The organism is Herbaspirillum sp. Her3 (assembly GCF_057961275.1).
The window spans coordinates 4,272,104-4,298,119 of sequence record NZ_CM176328.1; the positions used below are offsets into that span (position 1 = coordinate 4,272,104).

Consider the following 26,016-nt stretch of genomic DNA (forward strand, 5'->3'; position numbering starts at 1 on the left):
GACTGCCCTGAAGGGCTGGCGCGAGGGATGAACAGGCGGAAGCTTCGCCGAATCGGGGGTGCCTTCTTTGCAAGCTGCTGTGATGACTGGAGAGAAAGCTTGACTCGCTTTTCCTCTGAGATCGGTACCCGGAAGCGTTTCATCAGAAATACAAATAACATTCCGATTCACCATGTACTAAGATCCATAAAGAATCGTAGGGATGCCGATGCTAAACTACGCCCATGAAGCAACGAATGACCCGCCAGCAGAGCAAAGACGAAACCAGAGAACGCCTTCTTGAGGCTGCCAGGAAACTGTTTTTGCAAAAAGGCCTGGCTGGAGCCACCATCGAAGAAATCACCGCCGCAGCCGGTTACACCCGTGGCGCGTTCTATTCGAACTTCGAGGGGAAGGAATCGGTGCTGCTTGAATTGCTCTTGCGCAATACCAGGCAAATGACGATGGGAGCGGCGCAGATAGCCTCTTCGGGAACGACGCCCATGGAAATGCGCACATCGCTGCTGAAGTACTACCGGACACTGTTCTACCAGAACGAAGCGTTCATCCTTTGGGCGGAGGCTCGCATCCTGGCGTTTCGGGATGAACGATTCCGGGCGGCGTTCAACGAGCTGATCAAAGACGCCCTTTCCCATATCGTCGACATCCTCAACAAGTTTGCCGATGCCACGGGCCTCAAGCTCGAAGTGCCGCCTTCTTATATTGCATTCGGATTGGCCGCCCTGTTCGAGGGGATTCAGGCCAACAAAATCTCCGACCCGCAACACATCAGCGACGAGATGGTGGAAACGGTCATGGCCTATTTCCTCTCCAGCGCGCTTTTGGGAAAACCCGCCTGACCAGCGCGCTGCAGGCGAGCCTTTCACAGCGGCAGTGCGTACGATCTGGTCGTGATCGAGACTGATGATTGGAAATCCTCGCGACATGCATCAACCGGATAGCTAACGGTTTTATCTCGAATTCCATGCATTGGTTAATAAGAGGCTGTTGCGAAGCATCAAGCCGTCGCCAACAGGCTGTGCCCGAGCCGCAACCCATTTCCTGGGGTAGTAAGTTCCACGCGATACCCGAGCGCAAGACGAACACTATGCCAGTGAGCACTGCACGGTCAGATATTGGCTGGCGACCTGCATACTGGCGATTGCGAGGCGCTCGGACGGGCAGAAGTGGTTCGATGAGTGACCACAATTCATCATCGACAAGTTCTTTAGGCATCGCATCACATCGCATCCCATCCCATCAGGAAAAACAAGACAGGAAGTCAACATCAAGTCGGGAAAGTTGACAGCCCCGAAATTTAATTTTGCAACAGCCTCTTAGGCATTTACGCCAGAAAAACATTTCCCGCAATTTTTATCAGGAAAAATCTGGCGTAGAATTAAGCGCGCCCGTTAATTATTAATGAGGACGCATTTCAGCAGTAGGGATGAAGTGTGTTCTGTACAGAAAGCGGTGACCCGTTTGGGCGAATTGCAAGAGTCGCAGACTTCATTCCAAACGGGACTTGCACGTACTCACGTGTATTGATGAAATGGGTTCTAAGTAAATTCCTGAAAAATATACTCAAAAATGAGGGGGGATGGAATGAATGCCTGGAAAATCTTCACTGTCAGCTCATTCCGAGAGTCTTACCTGCGTCACCATCCCCCTGCCAACGGAACGTCTCTTTTCAAGCCTGAACTGGCTACAGGCATCTCGGTGACGAGCCCGTCTGCCGTTATTGCCAAGCAATCCTTTGGCTCAATGTGCGCACGCTGAAGCACTGAATGCACATGATCCAGATCGAAAAGATGTTGCAACTGTTTGATTGCAAAAATGCTGACGCTTGGTCTGCGGCCTTGTTTGAAATTGCCCGGCAATGTGGTTTTCAATATGCTTTGTACGGGGTGATGCAAAGTAAGAAAACGCCCTTTGAAACAGCGTTCATCAGAAGCAACTACTCTGAACAATGGCGAAACATCTATGATCGGAAGTGTTTCCATTACATCGATCCCGTGGTCGCACATTGCCAGGCCAGCGCCCTTCCCATTGCCTGGTCCGCAGATAGTTTCAGGGGCAACGTACAGCAGGATTTCTATGAACAAGCCAGTGGCCATGGACTACGATCGGGAATCACCTATCCGATACATGGGGCCGAGGGAGAGTTTGGCATGCTCAGTTTTGTTTCCGCCAATCGTCTTCATATGCGTGCCCTTTGCAACTATGAGCTCCTGACGAGTTTGTCGCTAGTTCGCGATTACGCCCTCGAATCGTCGATCCGATTCGCCAGGACGCTTCCCAATGACCTCGCTCAAACACGCCTGACACCCCGTGAGTTGGAATGTATCAAGTGGGTAATGGCAGGAAAGTCCTCTTGGGAAATCGCCCGGATTCTATGCTGTTCAGAGGCCACCATCAATTTCCACATTGCCAATCTGAAACGGAAATTTCAAGTCCAGACAAGGCAACAAGCCGTGGTCAAGGCTATCAAGGAAGGCTTGATCGTTCCCGCCTGAGTTGCTGCGCTACTTGAGCATTCATTCCCAAGAAATTTAAAAAATAAAAAAGCTTAAAAAAATAAACAAGCTTAAAAATTAAAAATTAAACACGAAAGTTAGCGGATTCAAGCCGCGCAGAGACTATTGCCCTTCAAGCTGCGAAATACAGTGCTCCCAGATGGCGTGATGGCAAGGCACATGGCCAGCGCTGTTGTCGCAAAGCGCCTCTGCGGAAGAAGCCGCCAGGCGCCTGTCGTTGTTGGAGCGCCTGGCCCTCGTACCACTACGGCGCGTCACTGCACCCAGGCAGTCAACGCTTGGTGACCTCTCGTACTCGCAGATTCAGTGAGGAGATGCCCTAGCAGAGTTGATAGCTATAGCCCGACTTCGAATAAATGCAGAATCAATGCCGTCACCAGAACGCTACTCCAGCACCTGTCAAACACGCCTTGGCAGCGTCAGCAGATGTTGGTGATTTCTGTGCAGCCCCTTGCTGCTCCTGACTCAACAATCAGTGCGCTGCTGGCCGCGCACACTGGAATGCAGGGAGCAAGCGGCTAACACCAATGACGACATTCAACCATGATCGGACGTCACAACATGAGCACGCCAAACATCATCTATTCCGCACCCAGCGGCGCCAATGCTGATCCTGCACCATCGGCCCCTGCAGGAACAACCGGAGCCTCCTTGACCTCACCCAAAAAAGACTGGAGAGGCAACCTCATTCCCCAGACTGCTGGTGCTGGCGGCAACGGTGGCAATGGTGGTACCGGCGCCAATGGCAGCGACGGCGCTGCGGCGGCTGATGCGACGATCCTCATCGGCACACTCACCGGTTCCTTGCTCATCCAGCTCTGCGGCGGAACAGGGGGCAATGGCGGTAATGGAGGCAATGGTGGCAATGGTGGCGCCGGTGGAAACGGAAACGGCTATGGTGCCAGCGGTGACGGTGGTAACGGTGGCAATGGCGGCAACGGTGGCAATGGCGGGGACGGCGGCAATGGCGGCAACCTGACGATCTATTTGCCTCCGGAGCAGTGGAAAAACATCACGCTGGTGGAGACGCCCGCCTATGGTGGCATCGGCGGGACCGGGGGAAGCGGCGGAAATTTCGGGGCAGGAGGCAGCGCCGATGGCGGCTCGACACCAGGCAGTTCCGGTCAACCTGGCAACCCAGGGGGAAATGGCAGCGCAGGCAAGCCGGGCGTAGTAGGAACACTGACGAAATTACCGCCCCCATCAACTTCAACAGTTTAAATGTGCGTGCAACTGGCACGGCCATTTAATCAGCGGGATAGGGTTTCATTTCTTCGAAATGAATCACTCTTGGTTTTCTTAATCTTTAGGAGAAATCACAATGCAGCGTCACAGCCCGGAATTTTCCAAACGCCTAGCACATTACGGCGTTGCCCAAGTCGGCCATGACAAGATCCACATCACGGACCCCGTCACCTGGGATAAGGATAACTGCCCGTTTACCGTCAAGACGATCAAGACCAATGACCTGGACGAGTTGAAGCGACTCATCGGCGTGCCCGATTCAGATGCCAAGCAGCAATCGGATACGCACCGCTACCTTTCGTCCCTGTCGACCTTGCCAGAGGACCGGATCTTCGACGCTGCATCGGCCTATATCTATGGCGACAGCAGCACTCTGAAGCAACACAAGGCAGCCATAGAAAGCAAGCTCGGCACCCGTGAAGTGCAGGTCGCCACGACCAATACCCTGGTAGTGAGCTCGGTCATCACCAGCTCCGGCATCAATGCCATCGTGGCCGACACCATCATCTTCGAACCGGGTGGACAGATCGTGAACATTGGTGTGTTGACGATCAACGCCGGCGCTATTGAGAACTTGGCAACCTAAGGAAAAAGAGATGACAACGACTTCAGATCAGATTGTGTATACCGCTGCCAGCGGCGGCAATGGTGCATCGGGCGGCACCGGTGTCGCGGGGAACAAAGGTTCGAACGGCGGCAGCAGTACGGATTGGAAAGGCTCCAAATCTTACTACGCCGGGGGTACCGGAACAGCGGGTGGCACCGGTATCGCTGGCGCCAACGGCGGCAGCGGCGCAGCAGCGGCGCCGGCAACCATCTATGCAGGCGCGCTCACTGGCATCATCTCCATCAGTATCGCTGGTGGTGTCGGCGGTAATGGCGGCAATGGCGGTGCCGGTGGTGCCGGTGGTGCCGGCGGCGACCAGAACGGGGGCTCCGCCGCCGGATCCGGCGGCAGTGGCGGCAATGGCGGCAACGGTGGCAACGGGGGGGTGGGCGGTGATGGTCCCACTCTGACCATCTACTGCCCGCCTGCCAATAACGTCAACTTCGTGATTGCGGCCAATCCAGCCAGCGGAGGCACTGGTGGAACCGGCGGTATCGGCGGCGCCGGCGGTGCCGCAGGCTCTGGTAGCGGGGGCTCTCCGGGAAGCGCTGGCAAGCCAGGAAACACCGGTAGCGCCGGTAGCGCTGGTGCGGCCGGATCCTGGACATTCTTGCCTATTCCCAGCTGAATCGAATGCGCCGACGATGCATACTGCACATCGTCAAAGCGTCACCGTGAAATGGAAATGCCTCATCATGGCATCGCCTGATGAGGCATTTTTAGCCGGGATGATGCCATTCCCCCTCACAATTGCCGCTCTCACCCATGAACTATCAGCAACGAATCAAGAAGGCATATCAGCTATTGCCCGCCTACAGTTTCTTGACCGGTGCACCGATCGAGCATGTCCTGGAATTTGCCAATCTCCTTACTGTGCATGAGTCGGAGCTCCTCGGAGAACGTTGCGGTGAATCTGGTCTCAATGCGGATCAGACGCCAATGCAGTTATGCATCACAAGCTCCGTCGGGGAGATTCAATGTCGCTTGATTGCCGATCCATGCAGTCACGAAAGCATTCCGGCACAACGCTACCGGCGTGCGCTGCAAGCCATGCCTTCCGTACACGAACGCACTGGAACGCAAGCCAATGCTGCCCTTGTTGCCTCCATGCTGACGCACTTTTCACCATCTGACCCGCCCTTCGTCGATCTCTTCACCCGTGGCGTATTCTGGGTAGGCGCTTCGCTGGAAAAAGACGGCATTGCGATTTACACCGACACATCGCCACACACCATTGATAGTGCCTGGGATCACGCCAGACAGTTCATCCACGATGCCTGCACTGATGGCCTCCCGGCCGCTTCTGTCATTGAGCGCCTCAGAGCCTACTGCTGGCTGTCGAGTATCGGCATTGAAGGAAGCTCCCCGGAAAACAGCCGCATCAAGCTCTATGCCCGGATGTACCAGATGATGCCGGAAGGGACAGTCGGAAACCTGTTTCCGCCTGTCAATGCGCTCATTGAGTCAGGAGCTTTATCTGCCCTCGTGGGCGACCGCGGACTGTCGTTCGAGGACGTGTTGTTCAACTTCGGTTTTCATGCGACTTCCGGAAAGTTGGAAGACCTGAAAATCGATATCTCCGGATCTGCCCTTGCATTGGATGCAGCACAGCTGGAGAAGACAGTGGCTCACTGCTGCGAGGCACTGCGGCTACAGCCGATCAATGTGGAGGCACTGCTTTCCCGCTTCAACCTGGCCCCCTCCTTTCTGGGCATCGCCATCAATACCAGTGGAAAAAAACGTTTGAACATTTATCTGAAAGCAGGAACGGCATGAATAACTTGCAGGATCCCCAATCCTGTTTGCGCCTGGGCCTCGCCTATCTGATGGGAGTACAGGATGCTACCGGCAGCTGGCGCGACTATCAGCTTCCCGTTGGCGAATCGGACCAGTGGGTCACCGCATTCACAGCCATGGGCGTGTTAAGTGCGGCGCTTCGCCTGGACGATCCGAGTGCATTGATGTCGGCACATGCTGCAGCACAGTTCCTGCGCACGTCGCAGCACTATGCAGCCGGATGGGGTTACAACGCAGCTACCGGTGTGGACGCCGATAGCACGGCTCAATCGATAAGGCTGTTCAGAGCATTGGATCTCAACGTCCCGGAGAAAGACATGGACTGCCTGATGACGCACTTCTGTGCGGATGGCGGCGTGTGCACCTACATCGAGGATTCTGGCTGGGGAAAGTCTCATGCTGACGTTTCCGCAGTGGCAGCACTGGCACTCGACGACAAACGGCTCGAACAGCGGACAGCCGCTTTGCAGCGCTACTGCGATTCCAGTTTTATTCCCGGTACAGGCTGGCCCACGTATTGGTGGAAAAATCATCTCTATTCCACCTGGCACATGCTGGCCTTGTACCGGCGGCTTGGGCTTGCCATCCCGAAAGAAGTAGCGGCCATCCGTGTCACCGTAGATTCTGCATTTGAACTGGCCTGGGCGATCGGAATCCTGCATGCACTGGAGCTGCCCGAGGAAGTCATGGCTGCACCGCTGGACAAACTCTGCCGCATGCAACTACCGTCTGGCCAATGGCCGGCGGCGGCGAACCTGCGTGTGACCGATCCCGGCTGCCACACGCCATGGTTGCAGCCTGAAGGCGAATACTACGAAGACATGCGGGGCACCATCACGACCGCTACGGTCCTGACAGTGCTATCCCGGCTCATTTGACCAAACAGAGAGTGCAAGATGAGAAAGTCAGTTTTCCTCGACGAACTGCACGAGGCGATATTCAGACGCGAGGGTTACCTCATCCTGGATTTGCTCACTACAGAAGATATTGCAGCCATGCGCACTTGCTTTGACAGTGTAGAAATCCTGCATCGTGGCCCTATCGGCGTGACGGTTCTCACCGATCAACTGGCGCAGCGAAAAGCGATCCATGCGGCCTTGCATCCCATTTTCAGTGAGCGTCTGTTACCGGTCCTGAACGACTATCGCATTCCAGTGACATCCTTTGTCACCAAGGAAGCCTCGTGCGAAGTCGGCAAGTTCCCGTTGCACCAGGACCCATCGTTCATTCATGAAGATGAGCAGGCGGGAATTTCGATCTGGTGTCCGCTGGATGACGTCAATCAAGATAACGGCAACCTCGGCGTAGTGCCGTATAGCCATTTATTGAATCCGCACTACCGTACGACCTGTTCGCTCCCCTATCCCGATCTGGTAGAACTGATTGAAGAGAAGTACATGCGATACTTGCCCATGCGCGCGGGCCAGGTGCTGTATATGGATCACCGTATGATTCATGGGTCCCCCACAAATCGGAGTAGCACCATACGCGTGGTCGCGGCGGGCGTCGGCGTCCCACGCCAGCAACAGCTGCTTTATTGCCACGTCGATCAAAGCACCGACAGCAAGGTGCTGGAAATCCATGAAGTGCCGGATGATTTTTACTTGCGCAATATGTTCGGGCAGCGGCCGGCTGAAGGACTACACGCACATGACATTCCGTATCAAATCGCAGGGCTGACGCCGGATATTCTGCAACAACATTGCATGTCATCTCCATGAAAAGCTGCCCCATGGAGCGATCAGGAACTGCAAACTGAGCAGGCCATTTTCTTGATTTTGGAATGATAACGCCGATCAAATGGAAGTATTTTTACAAAACTCCCGGCCAATCAGCGCTATCATTTTCAAACTCGGTTCACCACCCGGCTCCAGTTATTGTATTGCCGCATACAGCGTGCCTTTTCGCTGTCCGGCAAGCAGGTTGATGGAGTCGCGGGACTCGGCGGCAGCCTGCATCAATGTTGCTGCCCGAAATACCGCCAGTGCCTGATGGGAAGCTTCAATTTCAATATAGAGTGCAACAGCGTTTTCCACACCGATGGCAAGGGAAGGACCGAAACGTCGCATGACAATCCCCGCTTTGCGGAGCATTCGCTCGATGGCGGTGGTGGTGACGGTGACATACTGCTCGATGTTGTTGCGATGGCCGTAGGCAATAATTTCTGCAATCGAATGCATCGCGATATTGGAAAATCCAAATGCCGTATCCCTGTCGGTTTCAATGGCAAAGCGACTTAGCTCCCATATCCTCGGATCGGAGGGCGCCTCCGCGCCGTGCAGTAACTGCGGGAATGAGTCCTTCAACATATAGGGACCGTCCGTAGGAAGCAAGCGCCAGCATCCCCGCAATTGGCCGCCGAGATCATGCATCATCATATAGTGAGGATCCATGGCGTCGTAACCATCAATTTCCATTCCACTCAAGATCAGCACATCCCATTCCAGCCGCTTGCCAAAGACTTTTGCACGCAACTGGTGCATCTCACGCAAGGTGTAACTCTGAAAGTCACGTCGATTGGCGATTTCAATAATCAACGACATATGCACTCCTTTTCTTTATTTGTGGAGCGCCCATGTTTATGCGTTTTGCATAAAAAGGTAACTAGTAGAACGAATAGGAAAGTTCTCTTTTACTAGAGCGACTACGGCTCAGCGAATACACTGACACCTTTGGGCCGCAGGGAGATTTAAGCGATGAAAATAGTGATGGAACAAGCGAAAAAAGGCACAACGTCGATGCAATACGTTAGAGAACTGCGCGGCATCAAGAACGAGAATCAGACTCAGTTCTGGCAACGCTTTGGCGTTACACAATCACGCGGCAGCCGATTCGAAAAAGGCGAAGATGTCCCAACAGCGGTAGCCTTGCTCATCGAGCTCTATCGACAGGAAAAAGTATCGGATAAGGATCTGCACGTTGCCTTGCAAAACATCAGCTTGAATGACGAAAGTCGAGGCCGTTACGACTGACAGGCTTTACCAGAATTTTAGACCTGTGCACGTTCAATCTGCGCGTGTGAAAAACCGCCAGGCACAGCGCCTTGACGCAGCCTGGCGCAAGGCGACAAGGAACTGCGACAACGGTGAGCTGTATGTCAAAGACGAAACCAGAGAGCGCCTTCTTGAGGCCGCCGGGAACTGTTTTGGCAAAAAGGCCTGGCTGGAGCCACCATCGAAGAGATCACCGCCGCAGCCGGTTACGCCCGTGGCGCGTTCTATTCGAACTTCGAGGGGAAGGAATCGGCGCTGCTCGAATTGCTCTTGCGCAACACCAGGCAAATGACGATGGGAGCGGCGCAGATAGCCTCTTCGGGGACGATACCCATGGATATGCGCACACCGCTGCTGAAGTACTGGGGCCTGCTCTACCAGAACGAAGCCTTCATCCTTTGGGCGAAGGCTCGCATCCCGGCGTTTCGGGATGAACTGATGTGATCCAGATCATGATTGGAAAGCCATGCTACCAGCACCGACGGGAACAGACCTTAACGGTTTTATATCGATTCCAAGCATTGCTTAACAAGTGTCTTTCGCTTTATTTAACGGTGACAGGTATTGCTGCAAAGAGTAATCAATCCTCAAACCAAACACTTGAAAATTGTTAACTTAGTAGTTAGCATTTGTCTGACGTATTGCTGACATCGGGGGATGTCAAATACCTTGCGAATAGCGTCGTTTTTGTTAGCTCACCATCCCACGTTGAATCCGCGACCCTCCGGGGTCTGCGGCATGATGAAAACTAAGCGGGGATGTTGTTGTTGGGGATCTCGGCAAAACTCACCAATACTGCCGATTCCAAGGTTCTGCAAAAAAGTACGCGCACCAAATTGTTGTGCAGACAGTAGCGTTTCCATCAGGTTGCTGATCACGAATTCCTTGTCCTGAGCCCTGGTGCAGTGCCTGGGCGATCTCGAGTTCTGGTCATCGCCATCAAGAAAAAAATTAGCGATGTCGCTAGGCCTGTTGCGTAAAGGGGGGAAGCAAATGCGTAACGTCGTCACGACTCAGACAGGGCTGCTCGCGCGAAATGAGCATGCTTGCCTGTCAGAGACAGCAGAACGCCTCAAACATGATGTCGAACGCCCGCCCGGGACACTTCGTCAATCACATCGCGTATTGCCATCGGGCCGGACGTTCAGCAAGCTCTTCGATCCCCTTTCAACTTCAGCAGACTGACCAGTACTTCTACGCGTGCGAAGTAGTCGGCCCGGCCCATGAGAGCCGGCGTATTGCGCTGCTTGTTGTTGGCCAGGCCATATGCGCCGTACGGGTTTCTGAGAACGCTGGTGGCAGGTTCCGTGAGAGGGAATGCGTTTCGAAAGAACTGCGACGGTGCACATAGTCATGCTGATCTGTTTAATTAAATTAAAGGATTGGAGCGGGGCATGAAGACGGACCTTGGAGAAAATCAGCGTCAACCGCAGGCCGGCAAACCTGCGGCGAGCCATTTCCCCAGGCTGCTCCAGGCGGCCCTGGATTCCCTGGATAGCCAGATCGCATTGATCGACTGTACTGGTGTGATCCATTACGTGAACAGAGCATGGTGCGATTTCGGCAAGGAGAATGGCATCCCCTCCGGGTACCGGTGGATCGGCACCAACTATCTTGCCGTATGCCGTTCGGCAGGCAACAGTGGCGACCGTGACGGACAACACGTGTATGCCGGTATCCAGTCAGTTCTCGAATCCGAGGTGCCATGCTTTCAGCACGAATATCCCTGCCATAGCCCCAATGAACAGCGTTGGTTCATGATGCGCATAGCCCCGGTGCTGGAAGCAGACAATTTCTTCGTCATTTCTCACAACGTCATCACGGGACGCAAGTTGGCTGAACAGCGCATAGAGCGGCTCAATGAAAAACTTGCGCTTCTGGCCGTCACGGATAAATTGACAGGCCTGGCCAACAGAATGAAGCTGGACGAAGCACTTGAGAGCGAAATCATGCGTGCCCGTCGATATGGAAAAAAGTTATCGCTGATACTGCTTGACGTGGATCACTTCAAGGAAGTCAATGACAAGTTCGGACATTCGGCTGGCGACGCCGTTCTTGTACGTATCGCGGAGATACTGAGGGCGAACGTCCGGGCCACCGATGTCGTCGGCCGTTGGGGCGGAGAAGAGTTCCTGCTGATCTTGCCGGAGTGCGACCTGAAGGCGGCCTCCCGCATGGCCGAGAAATTAAGATTGATTGTCGAGCGACATCGCTTCGTCTTTGTCCACCAGCGGACATGCAGCTTCGGCGTCGCGGCCTTTCAGTTTGAACAGGATGGTACGACGCTTCTTTCCCTGGCCGACTCAGCACTCTATCGCGCTAAAAATAACGGACGCAATCGCGTCGAGATTGCCACGGAGATCAAGCCGCACGCCAATACAAGAGAACGCACCAACAAGTTGGCGGGACTGAACCAGCCTGTGAATCAATAACCAACAATTTTCAAGTTACTTGGTCAGTCGATGATGGGGGGCCTTCACGATGCAAGTTCATTCCGAGCAGGGCGCGACAACGAGACGTCCTGGACGACCACGCAATCCTGAAAGCAGAGACCGGCTTCTGGACGCCGGACGCATGCTGATATTGGAGCATGGGCTGGACTTCAATATCGAGTCGATTGCGGTGAATGCGGGGGTAGCCAGGCGCACTTTCTATAGCTATTTCGAAGACAAGGAAGCCTTCGTTGCAGAGCTGTTGCGAGACGCGGAGACAGCAACTGACACGTCAGAAGACAAGTTGGCAGGCATCTTGGGAAAGCCGCTGGCAGAGGCACTGTACGAACTTGGCATCGGCTATCTGAACGGCATCAGCCGGCGCAAGGAGCTCAAATGGGCGCGGCTTCTGGTCTCGGCAAACCAGACGTATCCCAGCTTGGCTGAACGCATGTTCTTTGAGGCCCGAAGCCGGGACTATGCATTACTGACGCGCATTGTCGAGCAAGGGATGGCAAGCGGCAGGCTCATCTCATGTGATGCCTCTCAAGCCGTCGGAGATATCGTTGGTTTATGGCATGGTGCCTCCGTTTGGCAAATGGTGATGGGCTCACTGCCCGCGCCAAGTCATGAGGAAATAAGCCGGCGCGTTCGCAGAGGCGTAGATCTGTTCCTGTGCATCTATGAGCCCTGAATCGTTGATGCCGGCACGATAGCCGGGGTGATCTGCTCGATAGCGCATTCATCCCGATCTATTTAATTAAAAGACAGGAGTGGAGGCATGAAGAGCGACCTTGAAGAAGAACATCGTGGATCACAGTACGAAAGTTCCACGGCAGGCCAATTCCCCGGACTGCTTGGAGCGACCCTGGACTCTCTGGAGAGTCAGATTGCATTGATAGACCGTGCCGGGATGATCCATTACGTCAACAAGACATGGTGTGACTTCGGCAAAGAGAATGGCATGCCCGCTCAATACCGGTGGATTGGCATCAGCTATCTTGCCGCCTGCCGCGCGGCAGGCGAGAGTGGCGAGTGTGATGGGCAAAACGTATATACGGGCATCAAATCAGTTCTCGACTTTGAAGCACCGTTCTTTCAGTATGAGTATCCATGCCACAGCCCCGATGAACAGCGCTGGTTCATGATGCGGATCGCACCCGTGGTGGAAATGAACACCTTCTTCATCATTTCCCACAGCGTCATTACCGAGCGTGTCATCGCCAACCACAGGCTGGAAGCTCAACGACACGAACTGAAGCGAAGCAATGACGAACTGCTGGCCTTTGCCTATGTGGCGTCGCACGATCTGAAGTCGCCCTTGCGCGGCATTGGCCAGCTCGCCAACTGGATCAAGGAAGATCTGGCCGAACGCAATTCGACCTCGGTCGCGGAGCATCTGGACATGATGCAGCAACGCATCGCACGCATGGACAAATTGCTCGACGATCTGCTGCTCTACTCCCGGGCCGGGCGCTACGACATGCTTCTGGACGACATTGATGCCTATGAGCTGGTGCGTCAGATCTATGATTCGTATCTGCCAGTGTCGACCTTTCATCTGCATCTGGAGGGGCAGCATTTTCCCATACGGACCTGCCAGCCAACACTGGAACAGGTGTTGCGCAACTTGATGTCCAATGCGGTCAAGCATCACGACCGGCCGAATGGGACGATCACGGTCGCAGTGCGTCGGTCAGCGGATGATATGGCCGAATTCACGGTGGCCGATGATGGACCGGGAATTGACCCGGCATTTCACCAGCGCGTATTCCAGATGTTCCAGACCCTGCGGCCGCGCGACGAGGTTGAAGGCAGCGGTATCGGATTGGCACTGGTCAAGAAGCTGGTGGAGAACGCCGGCGGCAGAATCCACCTGCTCAGCAACGCACCGGTTCAACGCGGTTGTACTTTCATTTTTACCTGGCCACTCTCACCGACCCCACATCAGGAGGCCTGAATGGCTTCTCCCGAGCCTCGCAGAGAAGTCTCGCTGCTGATCGTCGACGATGATGATATCGACGTCATGGGCGTGCGCAGAGCACTCGAAAAACTGAAGATCGCCAATCCGAACTTTCGCGCCAAGGATGGCCTGGAGGCGCTTGAGATGCTGCGTGACGGGTCCATACCGCCACCCTCCATCGTGCTGCTCGACCTGAACATGCCGCGCATGAACGGCATCGAGTTCCTCAGGGAGCTGCGCGCCGACAAGGAGTTGACGAAGACCGTTGTATTTGTTCTGACCACTTCCAAGGCCGAGGAAGACATGGCGATGGCTTACGAAAAACATATCGCCGGCTATATGACCAAAAGCGCCATCAATCGTGACTTCATGAAGGCCGTTGGATTGCTCGAACACTATTGGCGCATCGTTGAGCTGCCGAGACCCTGTGAATAAAGGAACGCATACATGAGACTGCTCATTATCGATGACGACACAGTAGACCGGATGTCGATAGCCAGAACCATCCGCGCGGCCAAAGTGTCGAGCGAGATCGCCGAGGCAGCGACGGCCAGGGAAGGACTGAATGCGCTGACGCAGGGCGCATACGATGCGGTACTGCTTGACTACCGTCTTCCCGACATGGATTGCCTGGATGCCTTGCAGGCGATCAACCGGACCGTGACGCACAACGTGGCCGTGATCGTCCTGACCGGCGGCCCGGCTGAAGAAGATCTGGAGTGCCAATGCATCGAAGCCGGCGCCCAGGACTTCCTGCTCAAGAGCGAAGTGTCTGCACAGATATGCCGCAAAGCCCTGCTCCATGCCAAGACGCGCCAGGACCTCAAACTGCAATTGCTGGAGGCGCACCATCGCCTGCAATTGCTGGCCGAAAACGATCCATTGACCGGCATGGCCAATCGCTACTGCTTCGACAATAAACTGGCAGCGACCTTTGAGCTCGCGCGCCAACAGGAGAGTCGCTTTGGCATATTGTTCATCGACCTGGATAATTTCAAGCTGATCAACGATTGTTACGGCCATTCCGCTGGCAACATGCTGCTCAGGATCGTCGCCAAGAGACTGCTCAACGTATTGCACAGCAACGAAATGGCCGCGCGTCTGGGCGGCGATGAATTTGCCATCATCGCGCAGGATATCTCGGGCACGCACGATCTCATGGATTTGTCCACGCGCGTCATCAAGTCGATGGAAGATCCCTTTGTGTTCGACAACATCGAGCAGGTCGTCACGTGCAGCATCGGCATCGCCTCTTATCCGGAGTGTGCCCAGAATGCCGCCGATTTGTGCCGGCATGCCGATCTGGCGATGTATCACGTCAAAAACAACCGGCGAAACGGCTTCTACTTCTATTCCGAGCAATTGCAGGCGAAAGTGCTGTACCGGATGGAAATAGAAAATGCGTTGCGCTCCAAGGATCTGATACACCAGCTACGCGTTTTCTATCAGCCGTTTGTCCAGGCAAACAGCCAGGCGATTTGCGGCGCCGAAGTGCTCGTGCGATGGCAGCACCCTGTACTGGGCCTGCTCACGCCAGATCATTTCATTTCGATCGCCGAGGAATGCGGCATGATGACCGTCATTGATGACTACAGTCGCCAGGCATCGCTGCGGCAGCTGCGTGCATGGCGTGAAGAAGGCCGGGTGGACCGGTCTTTCCAGATGGCGATCAATATCAGCGCATCCACCTTGCATGACCGCTCCTTCCCGGAGGCGTTCAGAAAAGACCTGGAGAGTATCGGTTGCGATGCCACGGGCCTGTCCGTCGAAGTCACGGAAAACATCCTGGTGGCCGACTTTACGAACGCTGCGGCAGTGTTGACGCAGCTCAGGGACATGGGGATGACCATTGCGCTGGACGACTTCGGTACCGGTTATTCGTCCATCTCCTATTTGCGGCAGCTCCCCATCTCGGTGCTCAAGATCGACAAGAGCTTCCTGCAGCAGGTGCCACAGTCACCTGCGGATGTCCGGCTATTCAGATCCATCATCACGCTGGCCAAGAGCCTGGAGCTGGAAGTCATTGCCGAAGGCGTGGAAACCCTGGCGCAAATTCAACTGTGCCAGGCGCTCGGCACCGATATCCTGCAGGGCTACTATTTCTCAAAGCCGCTGATCGCCAGCGAATTCGAGCGCAAGCTGCCGGCAGCGGGCGGCCGGCAGCGAGACGCTCACGTCACGCTACCTGCGGATTGAAGACGTCTTTTTCGCTGGGCCGCGTTTTGTCCAACATGGATTCATGTTGATTTTGTCGTGCGAAGGAGCCCATCCAATTTCAACGTTGCTTCAGGTAAATCGGTTGCTCAGCCGACAAACCTCCATGCACTTGCCGGGTAAGCTCATCGGCAAGGGCTTCCTCCGCTCCAGCCTCGAGCGCATCCAGTGCGTATTCCACAATCACTTCCGGAGATGATTTCTGGGCATCCAGTCCCTTGGTGAGATCCGTATCGACGAAGCCCATATGCAGGCTCATCACCTGTGTGCCCTGCTCGCGCAGCTCGTTGCGCAAACCATTGCTCATGCTCCAGAGAGCCGCCTTGGACGTGGCATAGGTAGCCAGCATCGGCGCACTCAGCCAGCTTCCGATCGATGCCACGTTCAGCAGCGCCCCACCGCCATTGCGCGCGAGGGCGGGCGCGAAGGCACGGCTCACGCGCAGCACACCGAAGACATTGGTCTCAAAGTGACGGCGAAGCAACGCTTCGGCATCTTCAACAAGGAAACCACCAAGTGCCGCAATGCCCGCGTTGTTCACGACGATGCTTACGTCGCTCGCCACGCGCGCGGCAGCCTCAACATCCCCTGGTGAAGTCACGTCGAGCTTCAGCGGCTCGACCCCTGGCAAGGCAATGCTTGAAGGATCGCGCGCGCCCGCGTAGACCTTGCGTGCGCCACGGGCAAGGAAAGCCTTGGCGAATGCCAGACCGATGCCACGATTGGCGCCGGTAACAAGAACGGTGGAATCAGCAATCTTCATGGGACACCTAAATTATTATATACATCATATTTCGATGGAAAACGAGGCTGTCGGCAACACAACGGACAGACTCAACGGGGAAAGAGATTCAAACTGGCTGGTCAGGACTTTTCCGTAACGCGTGGAATCTGGCAAGGGCGGCGGGAGACGTGCTCACCGGCAAGCAGAGTACTGCGGTAATCAATGCCAGAACCATGTGACAGAAGTAGATCCCCGTGAAGTCAGAGCGCTGCAAGGTGGCTGCGCCAAGCAGCAGCACGGTCAAGGCAACGCCCATGACAGAGCCAATCTGGCGTATCGCCTGGTTGATGGCGCTGCCTACCGCGTAATGCTCGGCCGGCAGGTAACTGACCGCCGCCCCGGCCAATGACGGCATGACCATACCAACCCCGACGCCACTGAGCAGCATTCCTGGCAACCACTGAGTCAGGTACGCTGGCTCCACACCAGGGACGGACAAGAACCAGACCGCACTGGCCGCATAGACAAGGCATCCGGTCATCAGCAAGGGGCGGTGTCCACGCTTGCTGGCCACCCGTCCGGAGAGCGCCGCTGTTGGAATGACCATCAGCGGTCCGGGTGCCATTGCGATGCCCGCCAGTGGCAATGGATATTTCCAGATCGCATTCATGTAGAAAAAGAAGGCGAAAAACATCATTGAAAAGGCGATACCGAAGGTGAAGGTCGCGAGATTGACATAGCGGTAGGTGACGTTCCTGAACAACTGCAAGTCCACCAGGGGCTCTGGCATGAACCTCGCCCATGCGATAAATCCGGCCATGCTTGCCAATCCAATCCCTGCAGCGGTCACCAGCTCCTGCCTTGTCCAGTCGGGCGAATCAGCCTGGACGACGGATAGCGCAACACTTCCGATTCCAATGACCAGCAGAGCCATGCCGACAAGATCCAGGGAGCGTCTCGTCGTTACCTTGCTGGATTCCGTCAACACGGCGATACCGCGCCATATGGAAATGATTCCCAAGGGCAGGTTCAGATAGAACGCCCATTGCCAGCCAAGTGCGGCGATGACGAACGAACCGATGCTGGGGCCGACCGCCGCAGCCAAGCCGCCCACTGCTCCCCATAAACTGACCGCCAAGGCACGCCGGTGACCTGGAAATGCAGCCAGCAACAACGACAGCGAAGCTGGGGTAAGCAGAGCTGCGCCGATGGCCTGAATAGCGCGCGCGAAGACCAGCCATTCCACGGCCGGTGCCAGCCCGCAGGACACCGAGGAAACCAGGAAAAGCGTAACGCCTGCTAAAAATACTTTCTTGCGCCCATGCTTGTCCGCCAATCCACCCGATGGGATCAGCATGGCGGCATAGACCACCGTATAGGCATTGAGTACCCATGACAGGTCCGCTGCGGTAGCGGATGGAAATCCTGCCCGCAATGAACTGAACGCGGCGAACAGCATCGTGCCATCCATGGAGACAAGAAACACCGCCGTGCTGACCACCCAGAATACCGGCCAGGGTGATTTCGCGGCACTCGCGGGAATGGGAGTTCCCTGTCCAGTCATGATCGTCATCTACGTAGTTCCTGATCGTTGTTCGGCTTCAAGGCGGTCTTTTTGGCAGATTCAAGTCCGGGGGAGTACCACGGGCACATTGCCAACAAGGTGTCGGGTCAGGTCATCAAGGCGGTAAGGCCGCAACTTTCATGATGCATATATTTATGATGACCGTCATATTTTTAAGCAAAATTACTGCGTCGGCAACATGCGGCCGACGGATCAACCAAAAACCGGATCGTGCTGCATGATCAACTGCTCTCGGGCAAGGGCCAGTAAATCACCGCCCTGCTTGCCTCCCAATGCCCGCGCCAATTGCAATGCACCTACCATGGTGGAGGCGATGACTGCGCCTGTATCCGGATCGCAGCCGGGCGGCAAGCATGAACGCACCAGCTCGATCAACTGGGCGACGAGCCGCCTGGCATCACCGCGAGCGGCATCCTCCAGACGGGTCATCTCGGAAGACAGGGCTGCAATCACGCAACCGCGTTCGACTTTCTCCAGATGACTCTCACTCAGGTATGAATTCACCAGCGCGGCGAAATGACTTTCGCCACCCGCCACCCGCCGTGCCACGGCGTTGGTCAACGCATGCGACGTGTCTTGCCATGCATGCTGCATCGCTTCGCTCACCAACGCGCTGCGCGATTCGAAATGGGCATAGAAGCCGCCATGGGTGAGGCCAGCTTCGCTCATGATGTCAGCCACGCCGACCCCATTGGTCCCCGCTCGCCGGATGGCGCGCGAGGCGACATCGACGATACGGTCGTGGCTAATCTGTTTGCGGGTCAGCTTGGTTTGCATGATGGCCGTCATATTATCCCCGTCATGCAGGCGACGTCAAGCACACCGCATATACCGAATAAAGGCATTGCTGGAGATGTCCAACTGGCGACGATTTCCCGGACGCAGAGATGGCCGCTGATGTACCGGCGCCAGATAATTCAAGTGTGCTTGAGAATTATGAGTTGAAAATCGACCTATAAAAATCAATAGGTTAGCGCGGCGGCTTGCATCGATTCTGGCCGTTAAAAAGTTGAAAAGAGCTCCACTTATAATTTACAATTAAATTTCCCTATTGCAACAACAAATTATCGCCAGTGGTCTCGAACTATTGCGGGCAAGCCTGTTGATAGCCGAGGCGCGAATGGGTCGAAGGCGCTCGTAGAGCGCCTGGTGGGATAGGACGGCTCGATCGCGTGAGATCGAATGTAGCGGCGAGCCGTGTAGCGGGAGATGTCCAGCCGGCGTGCAATCTCTCTGATCGAAATGCGATCCCGGATGTACCAGCGTCGAATAATTCCAAGTAGGGCCACGTCTATCACTCCGTTCTCCCGCTCGCTGTGATGAGCAGGATTGTGGTCTAAACATGGGTCAACTTAGGATGCAAATTTCAGAGGCAAGTGGGGCAGTTTTCGATGCAACTCAACATCATTCACTAACAGGAGCGAAGCTTGTGTCGATATTTTATGCACGTATAGCGAAGTACAGCGTAATCATGACCATTGTGATGTGGGCATTGGCATTCATCTTCATGAGCCAAACAGCTCCCGGTCAATTGCACGATGTAGCGGCTCGTATAACAGCCTTTTTATTCTTACCTGCCCTCGCATTAATAAAATTTTTCACTATTGATGACCTCAAAAACACCCTCGCGGCAAACAAATTTCGTGCCGATACCGAGCTTAAGAAATTCATTGCCCCTTTGTTAACTGGAATCTCTGCAGACATTCAGGTTGGCATATATCCATCAACAGATCTCAACGCATTCGCCATCAGTTCAATTACCGGAAAGAAAGCCGTCGTTGCCTTTTCATCCGCACTCATAGCACGTGCCTCATCAGACGAACTCTATGCAATCGCAGCTCACGAGGTCGCACACGTAAAGAATGGCGATTCACGGAACAAACTTTTTATTCTGGCATTCCATGCTTCTTTGGAATTCATTCCAAGAATCCTCGCAATGCTGGCTAAATCTGTATTGGCCAGCTTCAAATGGCCGCTTCTTTTCCTAGGACTGATCATCATCGGTCTCGCGTTTATTAACGGGCCAGGTACCCTTTCAACACACTTAGACGTATTGCGGCCAATTTTTAGAGTCATCTGGCCGGCCTTCGCGGCGATTGTGGGCTCATGGGCTTTGACGCACCTACTGCGCCATGTCGCCGCCACTTATAGTAGAAGCAGGGAATTTGCTGCAGATGCCGGAGGTGCAGAGCTAACCTCACCCGAGATGATGCTGATCGGTTTGAATGTTCTTCCGGATGACCAGCGCGAAGGACACGGCTTCTTTGACTCCCACCCCCCCCTAAAGGAACGAAAAAGGAGACTCCGACTACTACAACAGAAATCGCTAAGCAATGTTGATTTTCAGGACAGCCTTAGCAGTAACTGATCTAAGAAAAATGGACCATGCAAGTGGTCCATTTTTTTCGTTCTCATCCGGGCGTGTCCGAATTTTTGTGTAAACGGGGTTTCGTTTAATTCATAGAAATACGTTCACCGAACTGGCTAGTAAACCGAGTCAGTGCAGCTTTCCAATCTCGGATGGGGAGCGTCCACTTTTTACTGATGATGCGCAGGGCCAGGAAGAAGAGTTTAATCAGCGCCTCATCGCTGGGGAACGAGCCCCGGTTCTTAGCCAGCTTGCGCAAACTCTCCGTCGGTATTGCGCGGCCACTTAGTCGCCGCAGCGTATCAAAGAACTGGTACCAGCTAAACAAGACAACAGCATCCAAAGGAATTCCTGGCGTACACCTGTATATCGACATTATCTATCCTGAGGGGTCATGGCGGCTGCGTCGGTTATGTCGTTTGGCTGAAGAAACTCAAATGGGGTGACCGAACCCTTGAGTGAAAGAGCCGATAACGGGCCTGTACATAATTTTGTGTAAACGGACTATTGGCAGGAAACTGTCGCCTTGTCCGGAGCCACAATGAGCAAAAAGAAACACGACGTACCAGAAGAATTACTGGCTGGATTGCTAGCCAATTACAAGAATCCCGAAGATTTAATAGGTGAAGAAGGCCTGTTGAAGCATCTCACCAAGCTGGTGGTGGAGCGAGCCCTGGAAGCCGAACTGAGCGAGCACCTGGGCCATGAGAAGCACGGGAGCGTAGCCAATGAGTCGGGCAATACCCGAAACGGCAAGAGTCGCAAGACGCTCAAGGGCGAATTTGGCGAGTTGCCAATCGAAGTTCCTCGGGACCGTCATGGCAGCTTCGAACCGAAGCTGGTAACCAAGCATCAGACGCGCTGGGCCGGCTTCGACGACAAGATTATTTCGCTGTATGCCCGTGGCATGACAGTAAGAGAGATTCAGGCGCACCTGGAAGAGATGTATGGAACCGAGGTGTCACCCAGCCTGATTTCATCGGTCACTGACGCCGTTGTCGATGAAGTCAAAGCCTGGCAAGCCAGGCCATTGAATCCAATTTATCCCATCGTTTATCTGGACTGTATCCATGTCAAAGTGCGTGAAGGAACGGTGCGAGTAAAAGCCGTCTACCTGGCCATCGGCATCACCATGGACGGTGAGAAGGAGGTGTTGGGACTGTGGCTAGCGCAAACGGAAGGCGCCAAGTTCTGGCTACAGGTTGTCACTGAGCTGCGTAATCGGGGTGTGCAAGATATCTTCATCGCTTGCGTTGACGGCTTGAAGGGCTTCCCGGATGCCATCGAAGCTGTGTTCCCGAAGACCACGGTGCAGCTGTGTATCGTCCACATGGTCCGGCATAGCTTGAATTACGTCTCATGGAAACGACGTCCGGAGGTGGCGGCTGACCTACGATTGATTTACCAGTCGGCAACCGCCGAAGAGGCCGAACTCCGACTCGGTGAATTCGAAGAGAAATGGGATGCAGAGTATCTGCCTATCGGCCAATCCTGGCGGCGCAACTGGCCACGTCTGATTCCGTTCTTCGACTTCCCACCAGAGATTCGAAAGGTCATCTATACGACCAATGCCATCGAGTCAGTCAACATGAGTTTGCGCAAGCTGACTAAGAACCGGGGCTCGTTCCCCAGCGATGAGGCGCTGATTAAACTCTTCTTCCTGGCCCTGCGCAACATCAGTAAAAAGTGGACGCTGCCCATCCGAGATTGGAAAGCTGCACTGACTCGGTTTACTATCCAGTTCGGTGAACGTATCTCTATGAATTAAACGAAATCCCGTTTACACAAAAATTCGGACACGCCCCCATTCCGGCCACCTATTGGTCTTACCAATAAACTGGTAATATCCAATTTCGCAAAATGACACAAGCCCGCGCCTGCACGCCCTCAACAAGCCGGCAGCGCGCCAAGGCCCACATAGAGACGACAACTTTCCCAAAGGAATCACGATGAAATTACTGCGTTACGGCCCGGCAGGGCAGGAAAAGCCCGGCATCCTCGACCAATCCGGCAAGATCCGCGACCTGTCGGCCTACATCAAGGACGTCAACGGCGCCGTGCTCGATGACGCATCGCTGGACAAACTGCGCAAGCTGGACCTGGAAAGCCTGCCGGCCGTCGAAGGGTCGCCGCGCATCGGCGCCTGCGTGGGCAATATCGGCAAGTTCATCTGCATCGGCCTGAACTACGCTGACCACGCCGCCGAATCCAACCTGCCCATCCCCGCCGAACCGGTGGTGTTCAACAAGTGGACTTCGGCCGTGGTCGGTCCCAATGACGACGTGAAGATCCCGCGCGGCTCCAAGAAGACCGACTGGGAAGTGGAACTGGGCGTGGTCATCGGCAAGGGCGGCAGCTACATCGACGAGAAGGATGCGATGTCGCACGTGGCCGGCTATTGCGTGGTCAACGACGTCTCCGAACGCGAATACCAGATCGAACGCGGCGGTACGTGGGACAAGGGCAAGGGCTGCGATACCTTCGGCCCCATCGGCCCCTGGCTGGTCACCCGCGACGAAATCGCCGATCCGCAAAAGCTGGGCATGTGGCTGGAAGTGGATGGCAAGCGCTACCAGAACGGTAACACCAGCACCATGATCTTCGGCGTGGCCCATATCGTTTCCTACCTCTCGCGCTTCATGAGCCTGCAGCCGGGCGACGTCATCTCCACCGGCACGCCCCCGGGCGTGGGCATGGGCGTCAAGCCGGAAGCGATCTACCTGCGCGCCGGCCAGACCATGCGCCTGGGCATCGACGGCCTGGGCGAACAGCAGCAGAAGACCATCGACGCCTGATCCACTCAGGTCTGCGCGTCACCACCGCGCTGCCGTCACGGCAGCGCGGCAGCATCCCCAATAAAAAGAACGACGAGGCGCGCGCATGCCGTGCGCGCCATCCAATGACCGACACCGGGAAGGAGAAGACACGATGAATCACTATGATTTCCAGGGCCGCAGCGCCATCATCACCGGCGGTGCGCAGGGCTTCGGCTATGCCGTGGCCGAACGCCTGCTGCAGGGCAAGGCCAAGGTCGTACTGTGGGACATGGACGAACAGGCACTGGCGCAAGCCCGCAGCAAACTCGAAGCGCTGGGCAACGTCGAGACCATCAGGGTCGACATCGCCAGCCAGGCCGACGTGCAGCAAGCCATCGAGGCCACCGAGAAGCTGACCCAATCCATCGACATCCTGGTGCACAGCGCCGGTATCGCCGGGCAGAACAATCCGGTGGCGGACTATTCGCCGGAAGAATGGCGCCGCGTGATCGACATCGACCTCAACGGCGCCTTCTACGTCAACCAGGTGGTGGTCCAGCGCATGATCGCGCAGAACTACGGCCGCATCGTCAACATCGCTTCCATCGCCGGCAAGGAGGGCAATCCGACCGCCTCGGCCTACAGCGCGGCCAAGGCCGGCATGATCGCCCTCACCAAGAGCCTGGGCAAGGAAACCGCGACCCGCAACATCGCCGTCAACGCCATCACCCCGGCGGCGGCGCAGACGCGCATCCTGGAGCAATGCACCCAGGCGCACATCGACTACATGCTCTCCAAGATTCCACGGGCGCGCTTCGTGAAGGTGGAAGAGCTGGCGGCGATGGTGGCGTGGCTGGTCTCGGAGGAAAATTCCTTCACGACGGCTTCGGTGTTCGACCTGTCAGGTGGTCGGGCAACGTACTGAGGGCGCGGTGTGAAGCAGATTGTTTCACCTGTGCCGCAAGCCACCGTGATGGCGGCCTGCCCAAAACAAGGAACCCGCCATGAAATGAATGGCGGGTTCTTTTTTTGCGGCGTCAGATTCAGTGCAAGGCGGGGCGCGGCGGGGTGATGTCCACCGGCGCGCGGCCGGCCACATCGACGCTGGCATAGGCCATCTGGTCCTGGGCCAGCACCTTGAACTGGCTGACCACCTCGGACAGGCGGGCGGCCTGATCCTGCATGGCCTCGGCAGCGGCAGCGGCCTCTTCGACCAAGGCGGCGTTCTGCTGGGTGGTCTGGTCCATGTCGGTGATGGCCAGGTTGACCTGGCTGATGCCGTCGCTCTGCTCGCTGCTGGCAGCGGTGATCTCGGCCACGATGTCGGCGACGTGGCGCACGCTGGACACCACTTCATCCATGGTGGTGCCGGCGCGGCCGACCAGTTCGCTGCCGGAGCCGACCTTGGCCACCGAGTCATCGATCAGGGTCTTGATTTCCTTGGCCGCCGAGGCCGAGCGCTGGGCCAGCGAGCGTACCTCCGACGCCACCACCGCAAAGCCCCTGCCCTGCTCACCGGCACGGGCGGCTTCCACGGCGGCGTTCAAGGCCAGGATGTTGGTCTGGAAGGCAATGCCATCGATGACGCTGATGATGTCGACGATCTTGCGCGAGGATTCATTGATCGAGCCCATGGTGGAAATGACCTGCGACACCACTTCCCCGCCCTGCTGCGCCACCGACGAGGCGGAGGCGGCCAGCTGGTTGGCCTGGCGGGCGTTGTCGGCGTTCTGGGCCACGGTGGAGGTCAGTTCTTCCATGGCCGAGGCAGTTTCTTCCAGGGCGCCGGCCTGGCGTTCGGTACGGGCCGAGAGGTCCATGTTGCCGGTAGCGATCTCGCGCGAGGCCGTGGTGATGGCGTCAGTCCCGCTGCGCACCTGGCCGACGATGCGCGCCAGGTTGACGGTCATGGCATGCAGAGCGTGCATGAGCTTGCCGGTTTCATCGCGGCGCGCAGCCAGGCGTTCATCAACGCGGGTGGTCAGGTCTCCGGCAGCGACCGCCTCGGCCACCGTGACGGCCTGTTCGAGCGGACGCGTGATGCCCAGTGCCAGGCTGCGGGCAAACAACCAGCCCAGCAGCACCTGCAGGATGGCCAGGCCGATCATGAGGTTGCGGCTTTCGTGGTAAACCGTCTGGATATGGGCGGCCACCTGGTCGATGTTGGCGCGCTGCAGGTCGAGCAACTGCTGCAGCAGATCGAGATAGCCCTTGGCGGCCACGTCAAAGGGACCGGCCAGGATCTTGGCGGCTTCCTCGGGCTGGCCATCGGCCTTGGCCTTGGAGATTGCATCGCGGTACTTGATGTAATCCTTGCGCACCTCGCCCAGCTTGGCGAAGACGGCTTTCTCTTCGGGCGACTCGATCAGGGCTTCAATGGCCTTCTGTTGCGTGGTGGACATGCGGCTGGCATCGGCAGCGTCCGCAGCGAAGAAGGCCGCCAGGCTGGGATCGGCGCTCTTGGCGATGGCCGTGGTGCGGCGCACGCTGGTGTGGATGGTGCGGTACCAGTCGGAGACCAGACGCTCCTTGGTCAGCGGCTCGTGCATCATTTCGTTGGTGGCTTCGGCAATGCCTTGCAGTCGCCAGATCGAGAGGGCCACCACGATGCTGGCCGCAGCCAGGATGACGGCAAAACCCAGGCCCAGACGGCGGCCTATCTTCATGTCGGCGAAATAGCTCATGGTTTTCTCTTTGCGCGGTAGGTGGAGGGGAAAACCGGGCCAGGGCGCGGACCGGTATGCGGCGCTCGGACTTCATGGTGCGGCCAATATCGCTGCGGCGCGATCAGGGTTTTCCTGACACCGGGCTGTCAG

24 protein-coding genes and 2 pseudogenes are annotated in these 26,016 nt (G+C 56.1%); 18 read left to right on the top strand and 8 right to left on the bottom strand.

Annotation, left to right across the window (positions count from 1 at the left end; all coding sequences use genetic code 11):
* Positions 1–236: 236 nt before the first annotated feature.
* A complete protein-coding gene (locus tag ACVC5H_RS19495; protein WP_489619408.1) occupies positions 237–839 on the top strand; it encodes a TetR/AcrR family transcriptional regulator in 603 nt (200 codons plus the stop codon).
* A 160-nt stretch (positions 840–999) separates the two neighbouring features.
* Here ACVC5H_RS19495 and ACVC5H_RS19500 read toward each other — a convergent pair.
* Positions 1,000–1,215, bottom strand: a pseudogene (locus tag ACVC5H_RS19500) (transposase); the annotation flags it as partial.
* A 557-nt stretch (positions 1,216–1,772) separates the two neighbouring features.
* Between ACVC5H_RS19500 and ACVC5H_RS19505 the strand changes: the two are divergent.
* From ACVC5H_RS19505 to ACVC5H_RS19535, 7 genes are all read left to right on the top strand, one after another.
* A complete protein-coding gene (locus ACVC5H_RS19505) occupies positions 1,773–2,495 on the top strand; it encodes an autoinducer binding domain-containing protein (RefSeq protein ID WP_489619409.1) in 723 nt (240 codons plus the stop codon).
* 582 nt (positions 2,496–3,077) lie between these two features.
* Positions 3,078–3,737: a hypothetical protein gene (locus ACVC5H_RS19510; protein WP_489619410.1), complete on the top strand. Its 660-nt coding sequence runs from the start codon at positions 3,078–3,080 to the stop codon at positions 3,735–3,737.
* Between the two features lie 100 nt (positions 3,738–3,837).
* Positions 3,838–4,347 (top strand): hypothetical protein, encoded by a 510-nt coding sequence (locus ACVC5H_RS19515; RefSeq protein ID WP_489619411.1) that lies wholly within the window; start codon positions 3,838–3,840, stop codon positions 4,345–4,347.
* A gap of 10 nt (positions 4,348–4,357) precedes the next feature.
* Positions 4,358–4,996, top strand: coding sequence for a hypothetical protein (locus ACVC5H_RS19520; protein ID WP_489619412.1), 639 nt, complete (start codon positions 4,358–4,360; stop codon positions 4,994–4,996).
* Between the two features lie 137 nt (positions 4,997–5,133).
* Positions 5,134–6,144, top strand: coding sequence for a hypothetical protein (locus tag ACVC5H_RS19525; protein ID WP_489619413.1), 1,011 nt, complete (start codon positions 5,134–5,136; stop codon positions 6,142–6,144).
* A complete protein-coding gene (locus ACVC5H_RS19530; protein ID WP_489619414.1) occupies positions 6,141–7,043 on the top strand; it encodes a prenyltransferase/squalene oxidase repeat-containing protein in 903 nt (300 codons plus the stop codon). The genes ACVC5H_RS19525 and ACVC5H_RS19530 overlap by 4 nt, the downstream gene beginning before the upstream one ends.
* 18 nt (positions 7,044–7,061) lie before the next feature.
* A complete protein-coding gene (locus tag ACVC5H_RS19535) occupies positions 7,062–7,886 on the top strand; it encodes a phytanoyl-CoA dioxygenase family protein (protein WP_489619415.1) in 825 nt (274 codons plus the stop codon).
* Between the two features lie 153 nt (positions 7,887–8,039).
* Here the strand turns inward: ACVC5H_RS19535 and ACVC5H_RS19540 are convergent, their stop codons facing one another.
* The gene (locus ACVC5H_RS19540) at positions 8,040–8,708 is read right to left on the bottom strand and encodes an acyl-homoserine-lactone synthase (RefSeq protein WP_489619416.1); all 669 of its coding nucleotides are present in this window, start codon (positions 8,706–8,708) and stop codon (positions 8,040–8,042) included.
* Positions 8,709–8,873: 165 nt separating this feature from the next.
* Here ACVC5H_RS19540 and ACVC5H_RS19545 point away from each other — a divergent pair, with 165 nt between their 5' ends.
* Positions 8,874–9,137: a helix-turn-helix domain-containing protein gene (locus ACVC5H_RS19545; protein ID WP_489619417.1), complete on the top strand. Its 264-nt coding sequence runs from the start codon at positions 8,874–8,876 to the stop codon at positions 9,135–9,137.
* 716 nt (positions 9,138–9,853) lie between these two features.
* Here ACVC5H_RS19545 and ACVC5H_RS19550 read toward each other — a convergent pair.
* Positions 9,854–10,036: a hypothetical protein gene (locus tag ACVC5H_RS19550; protein WP_489619418.1), complete on the bottom strand. Its 183-nt coding sequence runs from the start codon at positions 10,034–10,036 to the stop codon at positions 9,854–9,856.
* Positions 10,037–10,552: 516 nt separating this feature from the next.
* On the opposite strand from ACVC5H_RS19550, the gene ACVC5H_RS19555 reads away from it, so the two are divergent.
* The 5 genes from ACVC5H_RS19555 to ACVC5H_RS19575 all read left to right on the top strand — a co-directional run bounded on the left by ACVC5H_RS19555 (position 10,553) and on the right by ACVC5H_RS19575 (position 15,749).
* Complete coding sequence (locus ACVC5H_RS19555) at positions 10,553–11,590, top strand: GGDEF domain-containing protein (protein WP_489619419.1); 1,038 nt, start codon at positions 10,553–10,555, stop codon at positions 11,588–11,590.
* 142 nt (positions 11,591–11,732) lie between these two features.
* Positions 11,733–12,284: a TetR/AcrR family transcriptional regulator C-terminal domain-containing protein gene (locus tag ACVC5H_RS19560; protein WP_489619420.1), complete on the top strand. Its 552-nt coding sequence runs from the start codon at positions 11,733–11,735 to the stop codon at positions 12,282–12,284.
* A gap of 87 nt (positions 12,285–12,371) precedes the next feature.
* Positions 12,372–13,550 (top strand): sensor histidine kinase, encoded by a 1,179-nt coding sequence (locus ACVC5H_RS19565; RefSeq protein ID WP_489619421.1) that lies wholly within the window; start codon positions 12,372–12,374, stop codon positions 13,548–13,550.
* Positions 13,551–13,988, top strand: coding sequence for a response regulator (locus ACVC5H_RS19570; RefSeq protein ID WP_489619422.1), 438 nt, complete (start codon positions 13,551–13,553; stop codon positions 13,986–13,988).
* A gap of 12 nt (positions 13,989–14,000) precedes the next feature.
* Positions 14,001–15,749, top strand: a complete 1,749-nt coding sequence (locus ACVC5H_RS19575; RefSeq protein WP_489619423.1) for a putative bifunctional diguanylate cyclase/phosphodiesterase — start codon at positions 14,001–14,003, stop codon at positions 15,747–15,749.
* Between the two features lie 79 nt (positions 15,750–15,828).
* Here ACVC5H_RS19575 and ACVC5H_RS19580 read toward each other — a convergent pair whose 3' ends face one another.
* The 3 genes from ACVC5H_RS19580 to ACVC5H_RS19590 all read right to left on the bottom strand — a co-directional run bounded on the left by ACVC5H_RS19580 (position 15,829) and on the right by ACVC5H_RS19590 (position 18,853).
* A complete protein-coding gene (locus ACVC5H_RS19580) occupies positions 15,829–16,530 on the bottom strand; it encodes an SDR family oxidoreductase (RefSeq protein ID WP_489619424.1) in 702 nt (233 codons plus the stop codon).
* 88 nt (positions 16,531–16,618) lie between these two features.
* Entirely contained in the window at positions 16,619–18,064 is a 1,446-nt protein-coding gene (locus ACVC5H_RS19585; RefSeq protein WP_489619425.1) for a DHA2 family efflux MFS transporter permease subunit, read from the bottom strand.
* A gap of 204 nt (positions 18,065–18,268) precedes the next feature.
* Entirely contained in the window at positions 18,269–18,853 is a 585-nt protein-coding gene (locus ACVC5H_RS19590) for a TetR/AcrR family transcriptional regulator (protein ID WP_489619426.1), read from the bottom strand.
* Positions 18,854–19,547: 694 nt separating this feature from the next.
* On the opposite strand from ACVC5H_RS19590, the gene ACVC5H_RS19595 reads away from it, so the two are divergent.
* Positions 19,548–20,444 (top strand): M48 family metalloprotease, encoded by an 897-nt coding sequence (locus ACVC5H_RS19595; protein WP_489619427.1) that lies wholly within the window; start codon positions 19,548–19,550, stop codon positions 20,442–20,444.
* Positions 20,445–20,529: 85 nt separating this feature from the next.
* Here ACVC5H_RS19595 and ACVC5H_RS19600 read toward each other — a convergent pair.
* Positions 20,530–20,706 (bottom strand): annotated as a pseudogene (locus ACVC5H_RS19600) (IS256 family transposase); the annotation flags it as partial.
* A 279-nt stretch (positions 20,707–20,985) separates the two neighbouring features.
* On the opposite strand from ACVC5H_RS19600, the gene ACVC5H_RS19605 reads away from it, so the two are divergent.
* From ACVC5H_RS19605 to ACVC5H_RS19615, 3 genes are all read left to right on the top strand, one after another.
* Positions 20,986–22,212, top strand: coding sequence for an IS256 family transposase (locus tag ACVC5H_RS19605; RefSeq protein ID WP_209585377.1), 1,227 nt, complete (start codon positions 20,986–20,988; stop codon positions 22,210–22,212).
* Positions 22,213–22,393: 181 nt separating this feature from the next.
* On the top strand, positions 22,394–23,239 hold the full coding sequence (locus ACVC5H_RS19610) for an ureidoglycolate lyase (protein WP_489619428.1): 846 nt from the start codon (positions 22,394–22,396) through the stop codon (positions 23,237–23,239).
* 133 nt (positions 23,240–23,372) lie between these two features.
* Positions 23,373–24,125, top strand: a complete 753-nt coding sequence (locus tag ACVC5H_RS19615; RefSeq protein ID WP_489619429.1) for an SDR family NAD(P)-dependent oxidoreductase — start codon at positions 23,373–23,375, stop codon at positions 24,123–24,125.
* Between the two features lie 118 nt (positions 24,126–24,243).
* Here ACVC5H_RS19615 and ACVC5H_RS19620 read toward each other — a convergent pair whose 3' ends face one another.
* Positions 24,244–25,884 carry a methyl-accepting chemotaxis protein gene (locus tag ACVC5H_RS19620; protein WP_489619430.1) on the bottom strand — a complete coding sequence of 547 codons (1,641 nt, stop codon included), beginning with the start codon at positions 25,882–25,884 and terminating at the stop codon, positions 24,244–24,246.
* Between the last annotated feature and the right edge of the window lie 132 nt (positions 25,885–26,016).

Excerpts from the sequence above, each read along its gene's own strand:
- ACVC5H_RS19495 (WP_489619408.1), top strand. The coding sequence starts at position 237 with ATGACCCGCCAGCAGAGCAAAGACGAAACCAGAGAACGCCTTCTTGAG.
- ACVC5H_RS19505 (WP_489619409.1), top strand. The coding sequence starts at position 1,773 with ATGATCCAGATCGAAAAGATGTTGCAACTGTTTGATTGCAAAAATGCT.
- ACVC5H_RS19510 (WP_489619410.1), top strand. The coding sequence starts at position 3,078 with ATGAGCACGCCAAACATCATCTATTCCGCACCCAGCGGCGCCAATGCT.
- ACVC5H_RS19515 (WP_489619411.1), top strand. The coding sequence starts at position 3,838 with ATGCAGCGTCACAGCCCGGAATTTTCCAAACGCCTAGCACATTACGGC.
- ACVC5H_RS19520 (WP_489619412.1), top strand. The coding sequence starts at position 4,358 with ATGACAACGACTTCAGATCAGATTGTGTATACCGCTGCCAGCGGCGGC.
- ACVC5H_RS19525 (WP_489619413.1), top strand. The coding sequence starts at position 5,134 with ATGAACTATCAGCAACGAATCAAGAAGGCATATCAGCTATTGCCCGCC.
- ACVC5H_RS19530 (WP_489619414.1), top strand. The coding sequence starts at position 6,141 with ATGAATAACTTGCAGGATCCCCAATCCTGTTTGCGCCTGGGCCTCGCC.
- ACVC5H_RS19535 (WP_489619415.1), top strand. The coding sequence starts at position 7,062 with ATGAGAAAGTCAGTTTTCCTCGACGAACTGCACGAGGCGATATTCAGA.
- ACVC5H_RS19540 (WP_489619416.1), bottom strand. The coding sequence starts at position 8,708 with ATGTCGTTGATTATTGAAATCGCCAATCGACGTGACTTTCAGAGTTAC.
- ACVC5H_RS19545 (WP_489619417.1), top strand. The coding sequence starts at position 8,874 with ATGGAACAAGCGAAAAAAGGCACAACGTCGATGCAATACGTTAGAGAA.
- ACVC5H_RS19555 (WP_489619419.1), top strand. The coding sequence starts at position 10,553 with ATGAAGACGGACCTTGGAGAAAATCAGCGTCAACCGCAGGCCGGCAAA.
- ACVC5H_RS19560 (WP_489619420.1), top strand. The coding sequence starts at position 11,733 with ATGCTGATATTGGAGCATGGGCTGGACTTCAATATCGAGTCGATTGCG.
- ACVC5H_RS19565 (WP_489619421.1), top strand. The coding sequence starts at position 12,372 with ATGAAGAGCGACCTTGAAGAAGAACATCGTGGATCACAGTACGAAAGT.
- ACVC5H_RS19570 (WP_489619422.1), top strand. The coding sequence starts at position 13,551 with ATGGCTTCTCCCGAGCCTCGCAGAGAAGTCTCGCTGCTGATCGTCGAC.
- ACVC5H_RS19575 (WP_489619423.1), top strand. The coding sequence starts at position 14,001 with ATGAGACTGCTCATTATCGATGACGACACAGTAGACCGGATGTCGATA.
- ACVC5H_RS19580 (WP_489619424.1), bottom strand. The coding sequence starts at position 16,530 with ATGAAGATTGCTGATTCCACCGTTCTTGTTACCGGCGCCAATCGTGGC.
- ACVC5H_RS19585 (WP_489619425.1), bottom strand. The coding sequence starts at position 18,064 with ATGACGATCATGACTGGACAGGGAACTCCCATTCCCGCGAGTGCCGCG.
- ACVC5H_RS19590 (WP_489619426.1), bottom strand. The coding sequence starts at position 18,853 with ATGCAAACCAAGCTGACCCGCAAACAGATTAGCCACGACCGTATCGTC.
- ACVC5H_RS19595 (WP_489619427.1), top strand. The coding sequence starts at position 19,548 with ATGACCATTGTGATGTGGGCATTGGCATTCATCTTCATGAGCCAAACA.
- ACVC5H_RS19605 (WP_209585377.1), top strand. The coding sequence starts at position 20,986 with ATGAGCAAAAAGAAACACGACGTACCAGAAGAATTACTGGCTGGATTG.
- ACVC5H_RS19610 (WP_489619428.1), top strand. The coding sequence starts at position 22,394 with ATGAAATTACTGCGTTACGGCCCGGCAGGGCAGGAAAAGCCCGGCATC.
- ACVC5H_RS19615 (WP_489619429.1), top strand. The coding sequence starts at position 23,373 with ATGAATCACTATGATTTCCAGGGCCGCAGCGCCATCATCACCGGCGGT.
- ACVC5H_RS19620 (WP_489619430.1), bottom strand. The coding sequence starts at position 25,884 with ATGAGCTATTTCGCCGACATGAAGATAGGCCGCCGTCTGGGCCTGGGT.